General features: G+C 63.1%; 12 protein-coding genes. 9 read left to right on the top strand and 3 right to left on the bottom strand.

From position 1 onward, the window contains the following. Positions 1 to 37: 37 nt before the first annotated feature. The 6 genes from HWY05_RS19355 to HWY05_RS19330 all read left to right on the top strand — a co-directional run bounded on the left by HWY05_RS19355 (position 38) and on the right by HWY05_RS19330 (position 8,580). Positions 38 to 1,378 carry an aspartate aminotransferase family protein gene (locus HWY05_RS19355; protein ID WP_035556260.1) on the top strand — a complete coding sequence of 447 codons (1,341 nt, stop codon included), beginning with the start codon at positions 38 to 40 and terminating at the stop codon, positions 1,376 to 1,378. Positions 1,379 to 1,651: 273 nt separating this feature from the next. Beyond that, positions 1,652 to 2,593: a helix-turn-helix domain-containing protein gene (locus HWY05_RS19350; protein ID WP_176059259.1), complete on the top strand. Its 942-nt coding sequence runs from the start codon at positions 1,652 to 1,654 to the stop codon at positions 2,591 to 2,593. A gap of 308 nt (positions 2,594 to 2,901) precedes the next feature. Continuing rightward, the gene (locus HWY05_RS19345; protein ID WP_176059258.1) at positions 2,902 to 4,350 is read left to right on the top strand and encodes an APC family permease; all 1,449 of its coding nucleotides are present in this window, start codon (positions 2,902 to 2,904) and stop codon (positions 4,348 to 4,350) included. Between the two features lie 137 nt (positions 4,351 to 4,487). Then, positions 4,488 to 6,224 carry an arylsulfatase gene (locus HWY05_RS19340; RefSeq protein WP_208459097.1) on the top strand — a complete coding sequence of 579 codons (1,737 nt, stop codon included), beginning with the start codon at positions 4,488 to 4,490 and terminating at the stop codon, positions 6,222 to 6,224. Between the two features lie 11 nt (positions 6,225 to 6,235). Beyond that, positions 6,236 to 7,345, top strand: coding sequence for a formylglycine-generating enzyme family protein (locus tag HWY05_RS19335; protein WP_176059257.1), 1,110 nt, complete (start codon positions 6,236 to 6,238; stop codon positions 7,343 to 7,345). A gap of 86 nt (positions 7,346 to 7,431) precedes the next feature. Continuing rightward, entirely contained in the window at positions 7,432 to 8,580 is a 1,149-nt protein-coding gene (locus HWY05_RS19330) for a porin (protein ID WP_176059256.1), read from the top strand. A 31-nt stretch (positions 8,581 to 8,611) separates the two neighbouring features. Here the strand turns inward: HWY05_RS19330 and HWY05_RS19325 are convergent, their stop codons facing one another. The 3 genes from HWY05_RS19325 to HWY05_RS19315 form a co-directional block, all read right to left on the bottom strand. Then, positions 8,612 to 9,769 carry a DSD1 family PLP-dependent enzyme gene (locus HWY05_RS19325; protein WP_176059255.1) on the bottom strand — a complete coding sequence of 386 codons (1,158 nt, stop codon included), beginning with the start codon at positions 9,767 to 9,769 and terminating at the stop codon, positions 8,612 to 8,614. A gap of 25 nt (positions 9,770 to 9,794) precedes the next feature. Further along, a complete protein-coding gene (locus tag HWY05_RS19320; RefSeq protein WP_176059254.1) occupies positions 9,795 to 10,451 on the bottom strand; it encodes an HAD-IA family hydrolase in 657 nt (218 codons plus the stop codon). Positions 10,452 to 10,584: 133 nt separating this feature from the next. Next, entirely contained in the window at positions 10,585 to 11,490 is a 906-nt protein-coding gene (locus HWY05_RS19315; RefSeq protein ID WP_176059253.1) for a LysR family transcriptional regulator, read from the bottom strand. A gap of 263 nt (positions 11,491 to 11,753) precedes the next feature. On the opposite strand from HWY05_RS19315, the gene HWY05_RS19310 reads away from it, so the two are divergent. The 3 genes from HWY05_RS19310 (at position 11,754) to tssI (ending at position 17,640) form a co-directional block, all read left to right on the top strand. Beyond that, on the top strand, positions 11,754 to 12,866 hold the full coding sequence (locus HWY05_RS19310; protein WP_244146649.1) for a hypothetical protein: 1,113 nt from the start codon (positions 11,754 to 11,756) through the stop codon (positions 12,864 to 12,866). Positions 12,867 to 13,109: 243 nt separating this feature from the next. Then, entirely contained in the window at positions 13,110 to 14,633 is a 1,524-nt protein-coding gene (locus HWY05_RS19305) for a CoA-acylating methylmalonate-semialdehyde dehydrogenase (protein ID WP_176059252.1), read from the top strand. Between the two features lie 241 nt (positions 14,634 to 14,874). Then, on the top strand, positions 14,875 to 17,640 hold the full coding sequence (gene tssI / locus HWY05_RS19300) for a type VI secretion system tip protein TssI/VgrG (RefSeq protein ID WP_176059251.1): 2,766 nt from the start codon (positions 14,875 to 14,877) through the stop codon (positions 17,638 to 17,640). The last annotated feature ends 13 nt before the right edge of the window (positions 17,641 to 17,653 follow it).

The following is a 17,653-nucleotide window of genomic DNA, read 5'->3' as shown; positions in this document are numbered from 1 at the left end:
ACACGACAAGCAATCCGCACTTCATGGAGTAGGTCCTATGAGCACCAACGAATCCGCCTTCTGGCATCCCATGCAGCATCCCGCTGAAATGCAGCAGCGCGAGCCGATCCGCATTGTGCGCGGCGACGGCTGTTATGTGTTCGACGATCGCGGCAACCGGCTCGTCGACGGCGTGGCGGGACTGTGGAACGTCAACGTCGGCCATAACCGGCGCGAAGTGAAAGACGCGATCGTGCGTCAACTGGACGAGCTCGAATACTTCCAGTTGTTCGACGGCATCTCGCATCCGCGCGCGGAAGAACTGTCGATGCGGCTGATCGACATGCTCGAACCGGAAGGCATGCGCCGCGTGATCTACAGTTCGGGCGGCTCGGATGCGGTCGAATCCGCGTTGAAGCTCGCGCGTCAATACTGGAAGCTGGAAGGTCAGGCGGATCGCACCAAGTTCATTTCGTTGAAACAGGGTTATCACGGCACGCACTTCGGCGGCGCGTCGGTGAACGGCAATACCGTGTTTCGCCGCAACTACGAGCCGAATCTGCCGGGCTGTTTTCATGTCGAAACGCCGTGGCTGTATCGCAATCCGTTCACGCAGGACCCGGCTGAACTCGGTCGTATTTGCGCCGAGATGCTGGAGCGCGAGATCGTTTTCCAAAGCCCCGACACAGTGGCGGCATTTATCGCGGAGCCGGTACAGGGTGCGGGCGGCGTGATCGTGCCGCCGGAGAACTACTGGCCGCTGATTCGCGAAGTGTGCGACAAGTACGGCGTGCTGCTGATCGCCGACGAAATCGTCACGGGCTTTGGCCGCACCGGCAGTCTGTTCGGCAGTCGCGGCTGGGGCGTGAAACCCGACATCATGTGCTTCGCGAAGGGCATTTCGTCCGGCTACATTCCGCTCGGCGCGACCGCGTTCAACGAACGGATCGAGCAGGCCTTCATGCGTAACGCCACCTTCACCGGCGCGTTGATGCACGGCTACACCTACGCGGGTCATCCGGTGGCGTGCGCGGCGGCGCTGGCGAACCTGAAGATCGTCGAAGACGAGAATCTGCCGGCCAATGCCGCGCAACAGGGCGCGCATCTGATCGAGGCGCTGCGGCCGTTCGCGCAGCGTTACGAGGCGGTCGGCGACGTGCGCGGCAAGGGCCTGATGGTGGCGCTCGATCTGGTGAAGTCGAAAACGACCCGCGAGCCGATCGATCCGACCTCCGGCTATGCGAACGCGGTGGCCGAAGTGGCGCGCGCGCATGGCGCGCTGGTGCGGCCGGTCGGCACGAAAATCATCCTGTCGCCGCCGCTGGTCGTGCAGGCCGAACAACTCGACGCCTTGGTCGGCGCGCTGGCGGCAGGTTTCGATGAAGTGAAATTTGCATAATTGACTTGGTCAAGTGTTGGCGCGCGCTGCAGAATGCACAGGTGCATTCCGGGTTGGCGCAGCGCGCAACGAGAGGGAATCCGCGGCAACGTCCTCGCGGTGTGGTGTGTTCAACTCGCGCCGTATCGCCCAGCCTGGAATTACATTGCGCTTTCATTTGCAGCAGCGGCGCCGCGTGTGGCGGCCGCCGTTTGCGTCCAGGTTGGCGTCCGCTATGACAGGCCGGGCCGTCATCGTATGAATGTAGCCTGTTCAGAGTAGGCGGGAGGGGACATGGACTTCCGGATCAGTACGCTGGCCGACGTGCACGATCATTCACTTGCCGTGAGCGGCTGGGAACAGGTCTACCGGCAGATGACGCCGGGCCGTTTCCAGAGCACGCTCGTGCAGGCGAGTTCGACTGATTTTCATTTTTTTCGCGAGACCACCAATCGCCGCGTGGCGCAGCATGGCGTGTCGCCGGCCGGTCTCGCTTCGATTGCCGTGCCGCTGTATGCGCCGCTGGTCGGCACGTTCCAGGGGCAACGGGTGGATGGTTACGCGCTCCTGTTGCTGGGGGCGGGTGAAGAATTCCGCTTCTACACGCCGGAGTCGATGCACTACGCCGGCATCAGCGTGTGCGCCGAGCTGATGGAAGAGTTGTTGAGCTTCGCGGTGGGCGAGCACGCGGGCCGGCAGGCGAGGCGTGGCGTGCTCGCGCTGTCCGACGCGCAGGGCGTGATGCTGCGCGAGCGGCTCGCCCCTTTCCTCGACGCCGCCGAAGGCAATCCCGCCGCATTCGCGCACCCGGGCGCCACCAAAGTTTTCCGCGACGAGATGGTGAGCGTGCTGATCGGTCTGATCGAAAGTGCCTCGCACACCCCGCCGCGCGACCTCACGCACACCACGTATAGCGATATTGTGCGGCGCTGCGAACGCATCCTGCAGGAGAACGCGGAGCAGCCCATCACGGTGCTCGATCTGTGCCGCGCGCTACGCTGTAGCCGCCGTACGTTACAAACCAGCTTTCAACGCGTGGCCAACGTCACGCCCGTCGAATATCTACGCTCGATCCGGTTGAACGCGGTGCATCGGCTGCTGCGCACGACGAACGCCGAGCAGCTCCTGATCGGCGACGCCGCCTGTCGTTGGGGGTTTACTCATCTCGGCTATTTCGCCCGCGAATATCGCGACCTGTTCGGCGAACTGCCTTCGCAGACGCCGCGTTTGAGCTAGCGCGCTGCGCGTGTTCAGGGCCGCATGACGGCGCGGCCCATGGCGCCCCATCGCGCCCGATCATTTCCGACGCTCTTCCGTTCACTGCCGTACCTCGCCCGCATGCGGGCGCGCCGGCGCGCGTCCCGTTCGATCTCTCACGTCCCGTTTCGATGCACAAGCCGACGTCTAGGCGTAAACCCAGATTCGCGCCGCGTTGCCGATTTGTGCTCCCGCTCGACATTATTGGCTTTCTACAGTGCATCAACACTTGCACTGCGCACGACCTCTTCGCGATGCAGACGAAGGACCATTCTGGAGAAAGAAGCATGAGCATCGTCGCTGAACCGGCACCGTCCACCGAATTGCGTAAGGGCGCGCTGGGACTGGGCTTCATCATTTTCTTCGTGATCTCGGCGGCCGGACCGCTGGTCGCGATCGCGGGCGGTTTTCCGATCGGCATCATGCTCGGCAACGGCGCGGGGACACCGGCGTTGCTGGTCGCGACGGTGGCGATTCTGCTGATGTTTTCCGCCGGCTACACGGCGATGTCGCGGCACGTGACCAACGCGGGCGGCTTCTACGCGTTCACGGCGCGCGGCCTCGGCGGCACGGCGGGCGGGGCGGCCGCATTGATCGCGCTGCTTGGCTACAACACGATGCAGATCGGGCTGTACGGCATGTTCGGCGCGGTCGCGTCGGGTTTCCTGAAGACCCACTTCAACCTCGATACGCCGTGGTGGATCTGCTCGCTTGCGGCGATGGCGAGCATCGGCGTGTTCGGCTACCGGCAGATCGATCTGTCCGCGAAGGTGCTCTCGCTGCTGGTGTTCGGCGAATACGTCGTGGTGTTGATCCTCGATCTGGCGATTCTGAAAAGCGGCGGCGACAGCGGCATCAATGCGGCGTCGTTTGCGCCGCATACGTTCATGAGCGGCACGCCGGCGATCGGTTTCCTGTTCTGTTTCGCCAGTTTTATCGGCTTCGAAGCGACCACCATCTATAGCGAAGAGGCGAAAGACCCGCAACGCACCGTGCCGTTGGCGACCTACATTTCGGTGCTGCTGATCGGCGTGTTCTATGCCTTCTCCGCGTGGTGCATGGTGATCGGCGCGGGCAGCGACAAGATCGTCAAGACGCTCACCGCGTTGAGCGATCCGACCACCTTCCTCTATTCGCTATCCGATCACTACGCCAGCAAGACCCTGACCGCGGCCATGAGCGTGCTCTTCATCACCAGCGTGTATGCGGGCTTGCTGGCGTTTCACAACTCCGCCTCGCGCTACTTCTTTGCCACCGGCCGTGAAGGTTTGCTGCCGCAAGTGCTGGGCCGCACGCATCGCGTGCATTGCAGCCCGCACGTCGGCTCGCTGCTGCAGACGGCGCTCGCCGCCGTGGTCGTACTGGTGTTCATCGTCGCGCATGCCGATCCGGTGCTGACGCTGTTCTCCTGGCTCACCAACGTGGCGACGCTTTGCATCATCGCGTTGATGGCGCTGTCGTCGGCGGCGGTGGTGGTGTTCTTCCGACGCCACCATCGTGGCGACGCCGGGGTCATGCGGGTGGGCGTGTTGCCGGTGCTGTCGGGCGTTGCTCTCGCGGTGGTGCTGGTGCTGGCGATCGTGAATTTTCCGCTGCTGACGGGGGCGGGCGTGGGCGTGTCCTACGCCTTGACCGGCTTGCTGCCGCTGTTCGCCGTGGCCGGTGTGATCGCGGCGAGAACGCTCAAACGACGCGACCGTGCCGCGTTCGAGCGGCTGGGGCGATCGAGGTTGTGAGGCCGGTTTGTGGGCCTGGTTGTGAGCCTGGTGGTGAGCCTGGTCGTGAGCCGGTTCGTCTCGGCGCCGCTTAGGAACAGGCCTTGATTTTCAGGTTACGAAGACATCGTGGGTAACGGATCAATGACGGAGAAGAAATGAGCTTTCGCACTATCCTTGCAGCAACCTTTGTCGGCGGCGCGTGCACGGTTGTGATGCCGTTCGCGCACGCGGCGGACGCGGCCGCGGCGGCGGCGGCGGCATCGACGCCCGCCGCGACACCCGCGGCGACACCTGTCGCGCGTCCCAACGTGCTGCTGATCCTCGCCGACGACGTCGGGCGTTCGGACCTCGGCGCATTCGGCAGCGAGATCGCCACGCCGAATCTCGATGCGCTGGCCGCGCACGGCCGGCTGCTCGACACGATGTACGTTGCGCCGACCTGTTCGCCCACCCGTTCGATGTTGCTCTCTGGCATGGACAATCATCTGGCCGGCGTCGGCAATATGGCGGAGATGATCACACCGCATCTGACGCCCGAAGAGATCAACCGTCCCGGCTACGAAGGCGGCCTGAATCAGCGGGTGGCGGCATTGCCGGAGATCATGAAAGACGCCGGCTACTGGACGGTGATGGCCGGCAAGTGGCATCTGGGCGGCAGCGACGGCATGCGACCCGACCAGCGCGGCTTCGAACGCTCCTATGCGTTGATGAACGGCGGCGCGTCGCATTTCAAACAGAAGGTCATGACGATCGCCTCGGACGCGCCGGAGCCGACCTATCGCGAGAACGGCAAGAAGATCGACCTCCCGGCCGACTTCTATTCGTCGCGCAACTACACCGACAAGCTGATTGCCTACCTGCAGGACTCGCAGCGCGGCGGCAAGCCGTTCTTCGCGTATGCGGCCTACACGGCGGCGCATCTGCCGCTGCAGGCGCCGGACGACGAGTTGCAGAAGGTGCGCGGCCAGTACGACGTGGGCTACGACGTGATCGCGCAGCGCCGCATCGACAAGATGAAGCGCCTCGGGCTGGTGCCGAAGGACGCGCAACCCGCGCCGCTGCCTGAAGGCACGAAGCCGTGGAACGCCTTGAGCGCTGACGAAAAGGCGCGCTCGGCCCGCACCATGGAAGCCTACGCGGCGCTGGTGGGCGATCTCGACCGCAATGTCGGTCGGCTGATCGCCTATCTGAAAGCGAGCGGCCAGTATGACAACACGCTGATCGTCTTTCTGTCGGACAACGGTCCGGAAGGCAATGCATGGGACCTCGACGACGGTAACGCGAAATGGATTACGCAGACTTTCGACAATTCACTCGCCAATATTGGCCGCGCCAATTCGTTCGTGTTCGAGGGACCGGCCTGGGGACAGGTGAGCGCGCAACCATTCCGCCTCTTCAAGGCGTACACCAATGAGGGGGGCATTCGCTCTCCCGCGTTCGTGTCGTTTCCGGGGCATGTTCAGGCCGGCAAGAGCGAGCAGGTGCTCACCGTCAAGGACCTGACGCCGACCATTCTCGACTTCGCCGGTATCAAGCAGCCCGGCATTGAGTTCCACGGCCACACCGTCTTGCCGATGCAGGGCATGTCGATGAAACCGTATCTGACCGGCGAGCGCAAACGCGTGCACGTGGACGACTACGTGTACGGCATGGAACTGATGGGGCGTAACGCGCTGCGCAAGGGCAACTGGAAGCTCGTCTATTCCTACGACAACGGCAAGGGGCACTGGCAGTTGTACGACCTCGCGCACGACCGCGGCGAGTTGCACGACCTGTCCGCGAAACGTCCCGAAGTTCTCGAGCAGATGCTGACCGAGTGGGCGCAGTACGTGCAGCAGAACAACGTCGTCGAGACCGGGCGCGATACGTCCTATCCGCGCGCGGACTACTGAGGAGCGTTGGCATGAGCAGGCAGGTCCGTGGAACGATCGTGCGGTATGGGGCGGCGGCGTGCGTCGTGCTGACTCTGGCGGTGTCGGCGGCAGGGATTCCCGCGGTGGCGGCTGCGGCCACCACGGCCACTGCGGCCACCGCCGCGCAGCCGGCCGTGCGGCTCGGCAGCTTGCCGGCGTGCAAGGCCTTCAACGGCTTGCCGCCGGCGTCGGAACAGAACGATCAGGTGCGTGTGCCGGCCGGCAGCTTCGTGATGGGTTCGGATGGCGGCTATCCGGAAGAAGCGCCGGCACGGCCCGTGAAAGTGGGCAGCTTCATGATCGATCGATACGACGTGACGAACGCGGAGTTCGCCCGCTTCGTCGCGGCGACCGGTTACCGGACGCTCGCCGAACGCGGGCTCGATGCAAAGCGCTATCCGTCGTTGCCGGCGCAGATGACGCGCCCCGGCTCGACGGTGTTCCTGCCGCCGAAAGATCTGCTGGTCAGTGCGATGCAATGGTGGCATTTCGTGCCGGGCGCCGACTGGCGGCATCCCACGGGACCGGACAGTTCGATCGACGGGCTCGCCAATCACCCGGTCGTGCATATCGCGTACGAAGATGCGCTGGCCTATGCGAAGTGGCGCGGCCGCGATCTGCCGACCGAAGCGGAATACGAGTACGCGGCGCATGGCGGCACCTCGACCACTTACCCATGGGGCGACACCTTCGAGATCCGCGCGAAGCTGATGGCCAACACATGGCAGGGCGCTTTCCCGTTTCAGAACACCGCGAAAGACGGCTTTGTGTCGACCTCGCCGGTGGGCTGTTTTCCGGGCAACGGCTACGGCCTTTACGACATGGTCGGCAATGTCTGGCAATGGGTGAAGGACCCGTGGCAGCAGAACCACGCGCAGCAGGCGAACGAGCCGCCGCCGAACCCCGATGTCGATCTCGAAGACGCGCTGGTCGCCAAGGCGCGTAGCACCGAACTCGGCACCATTAAAGGCGGCTCGTTTCTGTGTTCGCCGATCTATTGCAAACGCTATCGGCCCAGCGCGCGTCACGCGCAGGACGTGACGATGGGCACCAATCACATCGGCTTTCGCACCGTCTTGAGACTGCCGCCCGGGTCATAAGCGCGACCACGGCGGCGCCGTCAGCAGAAAAACTACAACCGATACACCTGGATCTGGAGAGTACTTTGAAATCACGAGAAAGAGCCGTGAGGGTGACGCTCGTCGCCGCGTCCTGTGCATGGCTGTTAAGCGCGCCTCTCGCCGCGCATGCGCAAAGCCGCGTGACCTTGAGCGGCATTATCGACGCAGGCGTGCTGTACGCGAACAACAGCGGCGGCCATGCCGACTGGTCCACCACCAGCGGGCAACTGACCGCCTCACGCTGGATCATGACCGGCAGCGAAGACCTGGGCGGCGGATCGCACGCGATCTTCCGCCTGATGAGTCCATTCAATATTCAGAATGGCAATGGCACGGGCCGCGCGTTCAACGTCGCCTACCTGGGCCTCGCCGACGACCGGTTCGGCACGCTGACGATAGGCCGGCAATGGGACACGACCATCGACACCGTCTCGGGATTCGCCACCAACGAAACATGGGCCGGCTACGTCGGCGCTCATGTCGGCGACGCGGACAACACCAACGCGAGTTTCAAGGTCAGCAATACGGTCAAATACGCGAGCCCGCAATTTGCGGGTCTGAGCTTTGGCGCGACCTATGGCTTCAGCAATCAGGCCGCTGCAACGGACGGCTCGGGCGGCTTCGCGAACAATCGCATGATGAGCGCGGGGGCGGCTTATGCTCACGGGCCGTTCGCGGCCGGCATCGGTTTTCTGCAGGCGGACCGGCCCGATGCGCAACCGGCCGGCGCGTTGGGCGCGCCGGGCGCCGGCGTGTACGACGACTATGAGAATACGTTTTCAACCAGCATCGCCAGCACGGCCGGGGTGAAACGGCAGCGCATCTGGCTGGCGGGAGCGTCGTACCGGTTCTTCGGCGCGCTCACGCTGGGCGGCATGTACTCGAAAACGCAGTATCGCTATCTGGATGCCACCGCGTTGACGCTCGATAACTACGAGGCGAACCTGACGTGGCAGGTCACGCCGGCGTGGCAAACCGGACTGGCCTACATCCGTACGAACGGAAGTTATTCGGGCAGCGGGACCGGCAACGCGGAACCGGGCTGGGATCAGATCAACCTCGGCACCTCGTATTTGCTGTCCAGGCGCACGACGCTTTATCTGATCGGCGTCGCGCAACAGGGGCGGCATGCCGTCGCGCAGATCTATGGTGTGAGTCCGTCGAGTACGCGCCGGCAACTGGTGGTGACAACCGGTATTCAGCACCAGTTCTGATCACGGCGTGACAGGGGCGTACCTGAGCCCCTCACCAGCCGTGAAAGCGTCGCCATTCCACGCTGGCGCCGTCCGGCGTCACCGCGTGATACTCGGGAAACTGCGCGCCGGTTGCGCACGCATGGTTCGGCAGAATGCGCAGCTTCATGCCGAGCGGAAAGCGCTGGGTGATGTCGTCGGCGGAACCTGTGTGTGCTGCGGCCGACGTTGATCTCGACGTCGACGACAGTATCCCGTGCTCCTGATTCGCGCCGCTCACCACGTACCCGGCTAGCGGCGTGCCGTTCAGCAAACACGGCTGGCCGTAGCCGAAATCGTGCGCCTGCTTCGAGGTGCCGCGATCGCGGCTCAACGCCATCCAGCCCGCGTCGAGAATCGCCCAGCCCTTGTCCGCCTGATGGCCGATCACGGTGGCGAGCACGCTCAGCGCAATGTCGTCGAGCGCGCACACGCCGACGTTGTGCATGACCAGATCGAACAGCACGTAGACGCCGGCGCGCACTTCGGTCACCCCGTCCAGTTGCGCGGCGGCCAGCGCGGTCGGCGTCGAGCCCACGCTGACGGCGGGGCACGCAATGCCGGCTTCGCGCAGCCGCTCCGCCGCGCGCACGCAGCCCGCGCGTTCCTGCTCCGCGAGCGCGGCGAGCGCTTCGGGCGTATCGAGTTCGTAGCTGGAACCGGCGTGCGTCATCACGCCGCCTACCTTGACGCCGTTCTCATGCAGAATCCGGCCGACGACGAGCAAGGTGTCCTGTTCGGGCGTGATGCCGGAGCGGTGTCCGTCGGTGTCCACCTCGATCCACACCTCGAACGTTTCACCGTGCTGGTCGCCGAACGCGGCAATCGCCGATGCGGCGCCCGGGTTATCCACCACCAGCTTCAGATCGCAGCCCTGACGGCGCAGCGCCAACGCGCGCGGCAACTTGGCGGGCACCATGCTGACCGCGTACAGAATGTCGGTGACCCCGGCCGCGAAGAACGCCTCCGCTTCCTTCAGCGTGGACACCGTGATGCCGCACGCGCCGGCCGCGATCTGCGCGCGCACCACGTCGATACATTTGGTGGTCTTCACGTGCGGGCGGAACGCCACGCCCAGCGTGTTCATCTGCCCCTGCATGCGGGCGATGTTCTTCTGCATGCGCGCGACGTCGATCAGCGCGGCGGGCGTTTCAATATGGTCGAGTTTCATGTTTTCACCAGTGAAAAGCGTGAGTTCAGTTCGTGCCGAAGCGGCGCAGCCACGGCGTCAGCAGATCGAGCGTGGGCGATTCGATCTCGGGCGGCTGCGCGCCGCTGACGAGCGGCAAGCCGACGCGGTTGTGCCAGTATGTTCGCAAGCCGACGGCGGCGGTGCCGAACATGTCGTAACTGGAGCCCGCGACGAACGCGGCTTCGTGCGCTTGCACGCCGAGTTGGTCGAGGGCGAGCCGGTAGGGCAGCGGATCGGGTTTGTACACGCCGGCTTCTTCGGCGGTCACGATGGCGTCCCAGTGAACCGGGAACAGATTCGCGGCCTGCTTGCCGAGGCGCGCGGAGCAGTTGGTGACCACCGCGAGTTTGCAATGCGGCGCGAGCGCCTGCAACGCGTCGACGGCGCCGCTCCAGGGCGCAAGCTTCAGCCAGTCGGCTTCGAGCGCGAGCGGCGCGGATTCGGGCAGGCCGACTTCCTTGGCCGCGTCGCGCACCAGTTGTTCATACGGAACGTAGTGGCCGCAGCCGTAGGTCAGACGCAGATAGGCGGCCCGCCACGCCCGGCCGGTTGTTTCGGACCCGGCGGCGTGGTTCCACGACGTCCACGAGTCGAGCAGCGCGGTCAGAAGGTCGAAGAGCACCGCTTTCGGGTAGGCGGCGGGTGCGGATGTGTCGGTCATGATGTGCCCGGCTTTGAGTGTGAACCGATTATAGATTTGCATCGGCACCGTGGCGTTTAGCCGGCTTTACTCATAGATTCAGCCAGACTGAATCTTCGCGCGATCATGCAACCTGGCGACCGTGCTTTGATATTCAGCGCCGCCACGGCGGCAGCGGCCTGAAACGGCCTTGCAGATACTGCATGAAATGACGGGTGCGCGCGGGCAGTCCGGCGCGCTGGTGCGTGAGCGCGACCACGTTGGCATCCGGCGTTTTCCAGCCTGGCAGCAAACGCACCAGCTTGCCTTTGGCGAGGTCGTCGGCGACATCCCACTCCGAGCGCAAGATCACGCCGCGACCTTCGCAGGCCCACTGGCGGATCACGTCGCCGTCGTTGCAGCTCATACGCGGCGCCACGCGTACGCTGTGACGCGCGCGGCCCTTGCTGAACTGCCAGAGCGTGACGTCTTCGTTATTCTCGCGCAGCACGATGCAGGGCAGCCGGCTCAGTTCTTCGGGCGACGCCGGCGCACCGACGCGGCGGATCAGCGCGGGCGCTGCGCAGACGAAGCGCGCATTCGGCGCGATCGTATAGCCGACCCGATTCGACACCGGCAGCTCGCCGATATGCACGACGATGTCGAAGCGATCCATCGTCTCGGTCAACGGCTGATCGGAGAGCGTGAGCGCTACGTCGATATCCGGATTCTCCTGCTGGAAGGCCGCAATCGCCGGCGCGAGGTGGCGCCGGCCGAAACCGAGCGGCGCGTTGATTTTCAGCGTGCCGATCAGGCCGCCGCGGCGCATCTGCAAATCGTCGAACAGGGCGTCGAACTGCTGGACCAGTTCGGCGCCGCGTTCGCACAGCAAGGTGCCTTCTTCCGTGAATTGCAGGCGGCGCGCGCTGCGGTTCACCAGTTGTGTGCCCAACTTCTTTTCGAGTTGCTGAAGACGCTGTGTCACCGCCGACGGCGATAGCCCCAGTTTTCGCGCCGCGGCGATCAGGCTGCCGCTGTCGCGAATGGTCAGCAGGAAACGGATATCGGTCGAATCGTTCATATCGGCGATGGTTGAATGCTGGAATCTGGCAGCTTAAAGCCTTTCAAAGGGCTTCAAACCGTTTTAGCGGTTTTGGACACACGGTTTCCACCGCCGTGCTGCCTGCACCGCCCGACATGCACGGCCGGCGTTGCAAGGTAAAGTGATGCTTCTGTAACGCGGTCGACAGCTTGACCCGCTAAAGTGGGCGCCAGGATTGAAGCGGCGCAGGCCGCGTCCATTTTCCATCGCCTCGCTGCCGCTTTTACTGGAAGAGAAGTCTCATGTCGTCTTCAGCCAATCCGTCAGGCGCCGCTTCATCGAACGATCCGGCCGTGCAACCGGACGCTACCGTGCAAGAAAATCCCCTGAAACAAGGGGTATTTCTGCATACGGGCTGGCGTAGCGCGGGAACGTGGGTCTGGTCGCGCCTGCGCGCGCTCGACACGGCAACCGGTTTCTACGAACCGCTCAGCAACGTGCTCGCGGACCTGAGCCTCGCGGATGTTGCCGCGTCGCGTCCCACGCTGACATCCGGTCATCCGCCGCTCGCCGCGCCGTATTTCGACGAATACCGGCCGTTTCTTCACGAAGGCGCGCGGGGTGTCGAGGGATATAGAAAGCGCTTCGGCATCGATCGTTTCGCCATCGCACCGGATGCGGAATTCCCCGCGTTGCAGGCCTATTTGCGCAATCTTTCCGAGCGTACGCTCGAACAAAGACGTGTGCCGGTCTTCAAGTTCTGCCGTTCATCGGGCCGCTTGCCGTGGCTGAAGCAGGCCTTTCCGCAAGCCATGCATGTGGGCGTGTTGCGCAATCCCGCGTCGCAGTTCGCGTCGGGCTGGCTGCTCAGTCAGCAATGGAGCAATGCATTTTTTGTCGCGGCGCCGTTTCGCGTGCTGGGTTTGAATCAGACGGACCCGCTGGTCAGGGAGGCGATTGCCGTCTGCGGCGTAAGTCTGCCGCCCGTCGCGCCCACCTCGGACGATGCGTACGCGCTGGCGTGCGAACAATATGCGCGCAGCGCGGAAGCCCATAACGCGTACCGGGCCTTCGTCGCGTTGTGGATTCTTTGCGCGTTGCGGATGGCCGACGGCGTGGATCTGCTGGTCGATATGGACCAACTCGGGCCGTCGCGCGACTACGCGGCCGGCTTGCGCGCCGCGTTCGAGACGCACAGCGGTCTGTCCCCCGACTTCAGTAGCGCGCGCGACCTGGTGGACGAGACGCGGCGTAGCGCGTCGCGCATTACCGGCATCGACGGACGGTCCATGCGTACCGTTCACTCCGCCGCGCTGAAGTTCCTCAAGGCGCACGGCGCGACCGATACAGCGTTCATCGAACGGGTTCGCGAGAAGATGGTGCTGGCCAACGAGCTGACGGAGCTTTGGCGCTGATTTCGCCAGCCGGCACACCTGCCGGACCAATACAGTTGCCGCACAAAAAACAATACAGTGAGGCGCGGTTTTATTGCGCTGTATCGGGAATCCGACCGGCGCCGTCGATACAGTTTGCAAGTCTTGGCGAGCCTGCCGGCGAGCGGAACACCGCTCGCGCGCGGCGCGACTCAGCCTGATCTTTTTGCCTGCGGCCGGGAACCCGACCTGCGTCGCGGCCGATCCCGAACCCGAGGTAAGGACATGAATGCAGTGAACGAGCAGGCGAAGCTGTCGGTGCAGCAGTTGGGCCACTTTATCGGCGGCGCGCCGGTTGCGGCGACCAGCGGCCGCTTCAAGGACGTGTTCAATCCGGCCGCCGGCAGGGTGACCGGTTCGGTTGCACTGGCTTCGGTCGAGGAAGTGGACGCCGCCGTGCAGGCCGCCAAAGCCGCATTCCCGGCCTGGAGTGAAACCGCACCGCTCAAGCGCGCGCGCATTCTGTTCAAGTTCAAGGAATTGCTGAACCAGCATCACGACGAACTTGCCATGCTGATCACGCGCGAACACGGCAAGGTGTTCACGGACGCGCAAGGCGAAGTGGTGCGCGGTATCGAAGTGGTCGAGTTCGCATGCGGCATTCCGAACCTGCTGAAGACCGACTTCACCGACCAGATCGGCGGCGGCATCGACAACTGGAATCTGCGTCAGGCGCTCGGCGTGGTCGCGGGCATCACGCCGTTCAATTTCCCGGTCATGGTGCCGATGTGGATGTTCCCGGTCGCGCTGGCTTGCGGCAATACGTTCGTGCTGAAGCCGTCCGAGCGCGATCCTTCCGCATCGCTGCGTATCGCGGCGTTGCTGAAGGAAGCCGGTCTGCCCGACGGCGTGTTCAACGTCGTGAACGGCGACAAGGTGGCGGTCGACGCGCTGATCGAGCACCCGGACGTCGCGGCGCTGTCGTTCGTCGGCTCCACGCCGATTGCCGAATACATTCACGCGGAAGCGTCGAAGCGCGGCAAGCGCGTGCAGGCGCTCGGCGGCGCGAAGAATCACCTCGTGGTGATGCCGGACGCAGATCTGGACCAGGCGGTCGACGCGTTGATCGGCGCGGCCTACGGATCGGCGGGCGAGCGCTGCATGGCGATTTCGGTGGCGGTGGCGGTCGGCCATGTCGCCGATACGCTGATCGAGAAGCTGGTGCCGCGCGTCAAGTCGCTGGTGATCAAGAACGGCGAGCATCTCGATGCGGAGATGGGCCCGCTGGTGACCGCTGAACATAAGGCCAAGGTGGCCGGTTATATCGCTTCGGGCGTGGAGGAAGGCGCGAAGCTGATCGTCGACGGGCGCACGCATCCGGTGGCGAATGAGGCCGGCTTCTTTATCGGCGGCACGTTGTTCGATAACGTCGGGACCGAAATGAAGATCTATCAGGAAGAGATCTTCGGCCCGGTGCTGGCAGTGGTACGCGTGCCCGATTTCGCGAGCGCGGTCGCGTTGATCAACGCGCATGAGTTCGGCAACGGCGTGTCGTTGTTCACGTCGGACGGCGGCGTGGCACGCGCGTTTGGCCGGCAGATTCAGGTCGGCATGGTCGGCATCAACGTGCCGATTCCGGTGCCGATGGCGTGGCACTCGTTCGGTGGCTGGAAGCGCTCGCTGTTCGGCGATCATCATGCTTATGGCGAAGAGGGCGTGCGCTTCTATACGCGCTACAAGAGCATCATGCAGCGCTGGCCGGATAGCATCGCGAAGGGTGCGGAATTCACGATGCCGGTAGCGAAGTAATCGGTAGAGAATAAAAAAGTATTGCTGTAATGAGAAAGCTACGCCTGATTCAGGCGTGGCTTTTTTTCATTTGAGGCCTGGAAATAGGCTAGATATTCGTTATGCATTGAATCAGGTTGCTTTCTGAAATTTCTCATCTTTGCCTCATCAATTTCGTCATCGCGTCCTACGTAGAATCGCGCCTTCTGGCCCGTTAGCGTTGGCAGCGCGAGCCGAGGGAGACAAAAATTGGGCATAGAGAATGAAGCTAACCGATTTGATTCAGGCCATTCGCAGCGATCTGATCCAGCACGAGCGACTGCTAAAAACGGATATTCCGTCGCTGCCTGCCAACACGCTATTACCACGCCGGGCTGTGACGGTTGCCGAACTCGGTCGCGATTTCAGCGTCACGATCGACATGGTCTCGGTCGATAGCGATATCGAACTCAAGAAGCTGATGTCTCAGCCGATGACGCTCTGGATTCAGCAGGCCGACAAATCCTATTTGCCTATCAACGGCTATGTTCATCGCTTCCGGCGACTCGGTACTAACGGCGATCTGACCAGCTATCAGATTAGCGTCGCGTCATGGCTGCATTTTCTGCGCTTGCGCAGCGACATGCGGATCTGGCAGGACCGATCCGTCGACGACATCCTCAGCGACGTATTCAACGAGCACCCGCAGGCGCAGGGCAAATTCACCTTCGCGCTATCGCGATCCTTGCCGTTGCTGTCGTATTGCCGTCAGAGCGAAACCGACTGGAATTTCGTCCACCGACTGATGGAGTCGGAGGGGCTATACGGATTCTTCCGGTACAGCGCGGACGGGCAATCGCATACGTTCGTTATTACGGACAATCTTCGGTACGTCGACGAGATCGCGCCCGTGCGCTACTACCGATCCGATAGATGCGGCAGCGACGTCGACGCGCTCACGCTGTGGACGGGTTCGCGCACGCTGCAAAGCGCCGCGTATGCGACACGTACCTCCGATTACAAGAATCCGCCCAGTCCGTCCCGTCCGAAAGGCACGCTTGTTCACGCTCGCCCGAATCAGGGTGCGTTGCCGCGGCAAGCCGAAATCTTCGACTACACCGGCTCGTACACGTACCGGGAAAGCGAGCGGGGCCATGCGCTGTCGAAGATTCGTGTCGAAGAATGGGAGTCGCGCGCGAAGCGGTTTCATGGCGTGGGCGGTCTGCCCGGTATCGATGCGGGCCGCGTTTTCCAGTTGGTGGATCATCCCGAACACGATCGCGAGCCGGAAGAGCAGCGGCAATTCGTTGCGCTCAAGGTATGGCGCTACCTCGAGAACAATCTGCCCGTCTCGCGTCAGGAGCAGGATTATCCGCACAGTCTGAAACGCGAGTTGAAACAGGCGATGGCGGGACGCACCGACGACGAGTCCTTGAAGATTCGTCACTTCGACGGCAGTGAAGGATGCTGTCTGGTCGAGATCGAAGCGCAGCGTACGACGGTGCCGTATCGCAGCCCGTTCGACCATAAGAAACCGGTGATGCATCTCGAGACCGCGATTGTGGTCGGACCGAAGGGCGAAGAGGTCTACACGGACGAACTGAACCGTATCAAGGTGGTGTTTTTGTGGGACCGGCACAACCCCGGCAACGCGGGCGCGTCATGCTGGATTCGTGCCGCGCAGGCCGATACCGGCGCGGGTTACGGCGGCGTGCATGTGCCGCGAGTAGGCGAAGAGTTAATCGTCGATCACGTCGGCGGGGATTGCGACAGACCGCTTGCTGTCCATCGCGTCTACAACGGAGCGGTGCGTCCGGCGTGGCACACGAACGGCATTCTTTCGGGCTACCGGTCGAAGGAATATCACGGCTCGGATTTCAGTCACTTCGTCATGGATGATGCGACGGGCCAGACACGCGCTCAATTGTTGAATAGCGGCAGCAACGGCATAACTCTGCTGCAAATAGGCTACCTGATCGATCAGAGCGGCAATACACGCGGCGACTATCTCGGCTCCGGCTTCGACCTGAAAACCGATGCATGGGGTGCGATACGAGCCAATCGCGGCCTGTATGTGAGCACGTATGCGAAACCGTCGGGCAGCCAGCCGCTCGATGCGCGCGAGACGCAGGAGCAACTCGGCAATTCGGCAAGTCTGCTCGAAACCTTGGCCGACGCGAGCGAACAGATTCAGGCCGAAAGCCTGAAACCGGGGCATCAGGAACTGAAAGACTTTTCCGATGCGACGCGGCACAGCGTGTCAGGCACTTCGAAGGGAGGGCGGACAGCCGGTGGCGGCACCGGCAATGCGAATGTGTTTGCCAAACCGCTGCTGGCGCTCGGAAGCCCGGAGCACATTGGGTTTTCGAGCGAGGCTTCCATTCATACCACTGCCGATCGGCACATCAATCTCGCGAGTGGCCTGAGTACTTTCGTGGCGACGGGAAAGTCGTTCATTGCGGGTGCGGTCGAGAAGATCAGTTTGTTCGCACAGCGCAGCGGAATCGATTTGTTCGCCGCCAAGGGGCCCGTCCGGATTCAGGCTCACGACGACGATATCGAATTGATCGCCGAGCGGGTGATCAAGCTGCTGGCAATCAAGGGGAAAGTCGATATCGCGGCGCTGGACGGCATCCGGCTGTCGTCTGGCGAAGGTTATATCGAGTTAGCTGGCGGCAAGGTCAACATTCAGGCGCCCGGCGAGATCTCTTTCAAGGGCAGTCAGTACAGCTTCGAGGGGCCGGGCGGTGAGTCCTATCTTTTGCCGATGTTCAGACCGCCGTATCAGGCGCAGTACGTTCTGGAAAGCGAAACGGACGGCGCGCCGATGATTCACCACCCTTATGAATTGAAGCTGCCTTCCGGTCGGATGTTGTCGGCGCGCACGAATGATCTGGGGGAGACGGTGCCGGTGTTTACGTCCAGTGAGCAGGATGTGAATTTGCGGGCGCTTGAACAGGATTCGGCCGAGGTGAAGCCCTGGACGTTTGCGGGTGGTGGGCAGGCGGATATTGAAGCCGACTATCTGGGCGATACCGGTAACGATTGAATAAGACAGGAGG

Source organism: Paraburkholderia sp. BCC1876, from assembly GCF_902833695.1.
Taxonomy (GTDB): Bacteria; Pseudomonadota; Gammaproteobacteria; order Burkholderiales; family Burkholderiaceae; genus Paraburkholderia.
This window is presented reverse-complemented; position numbering and strand designations above follow the sequence as displayed.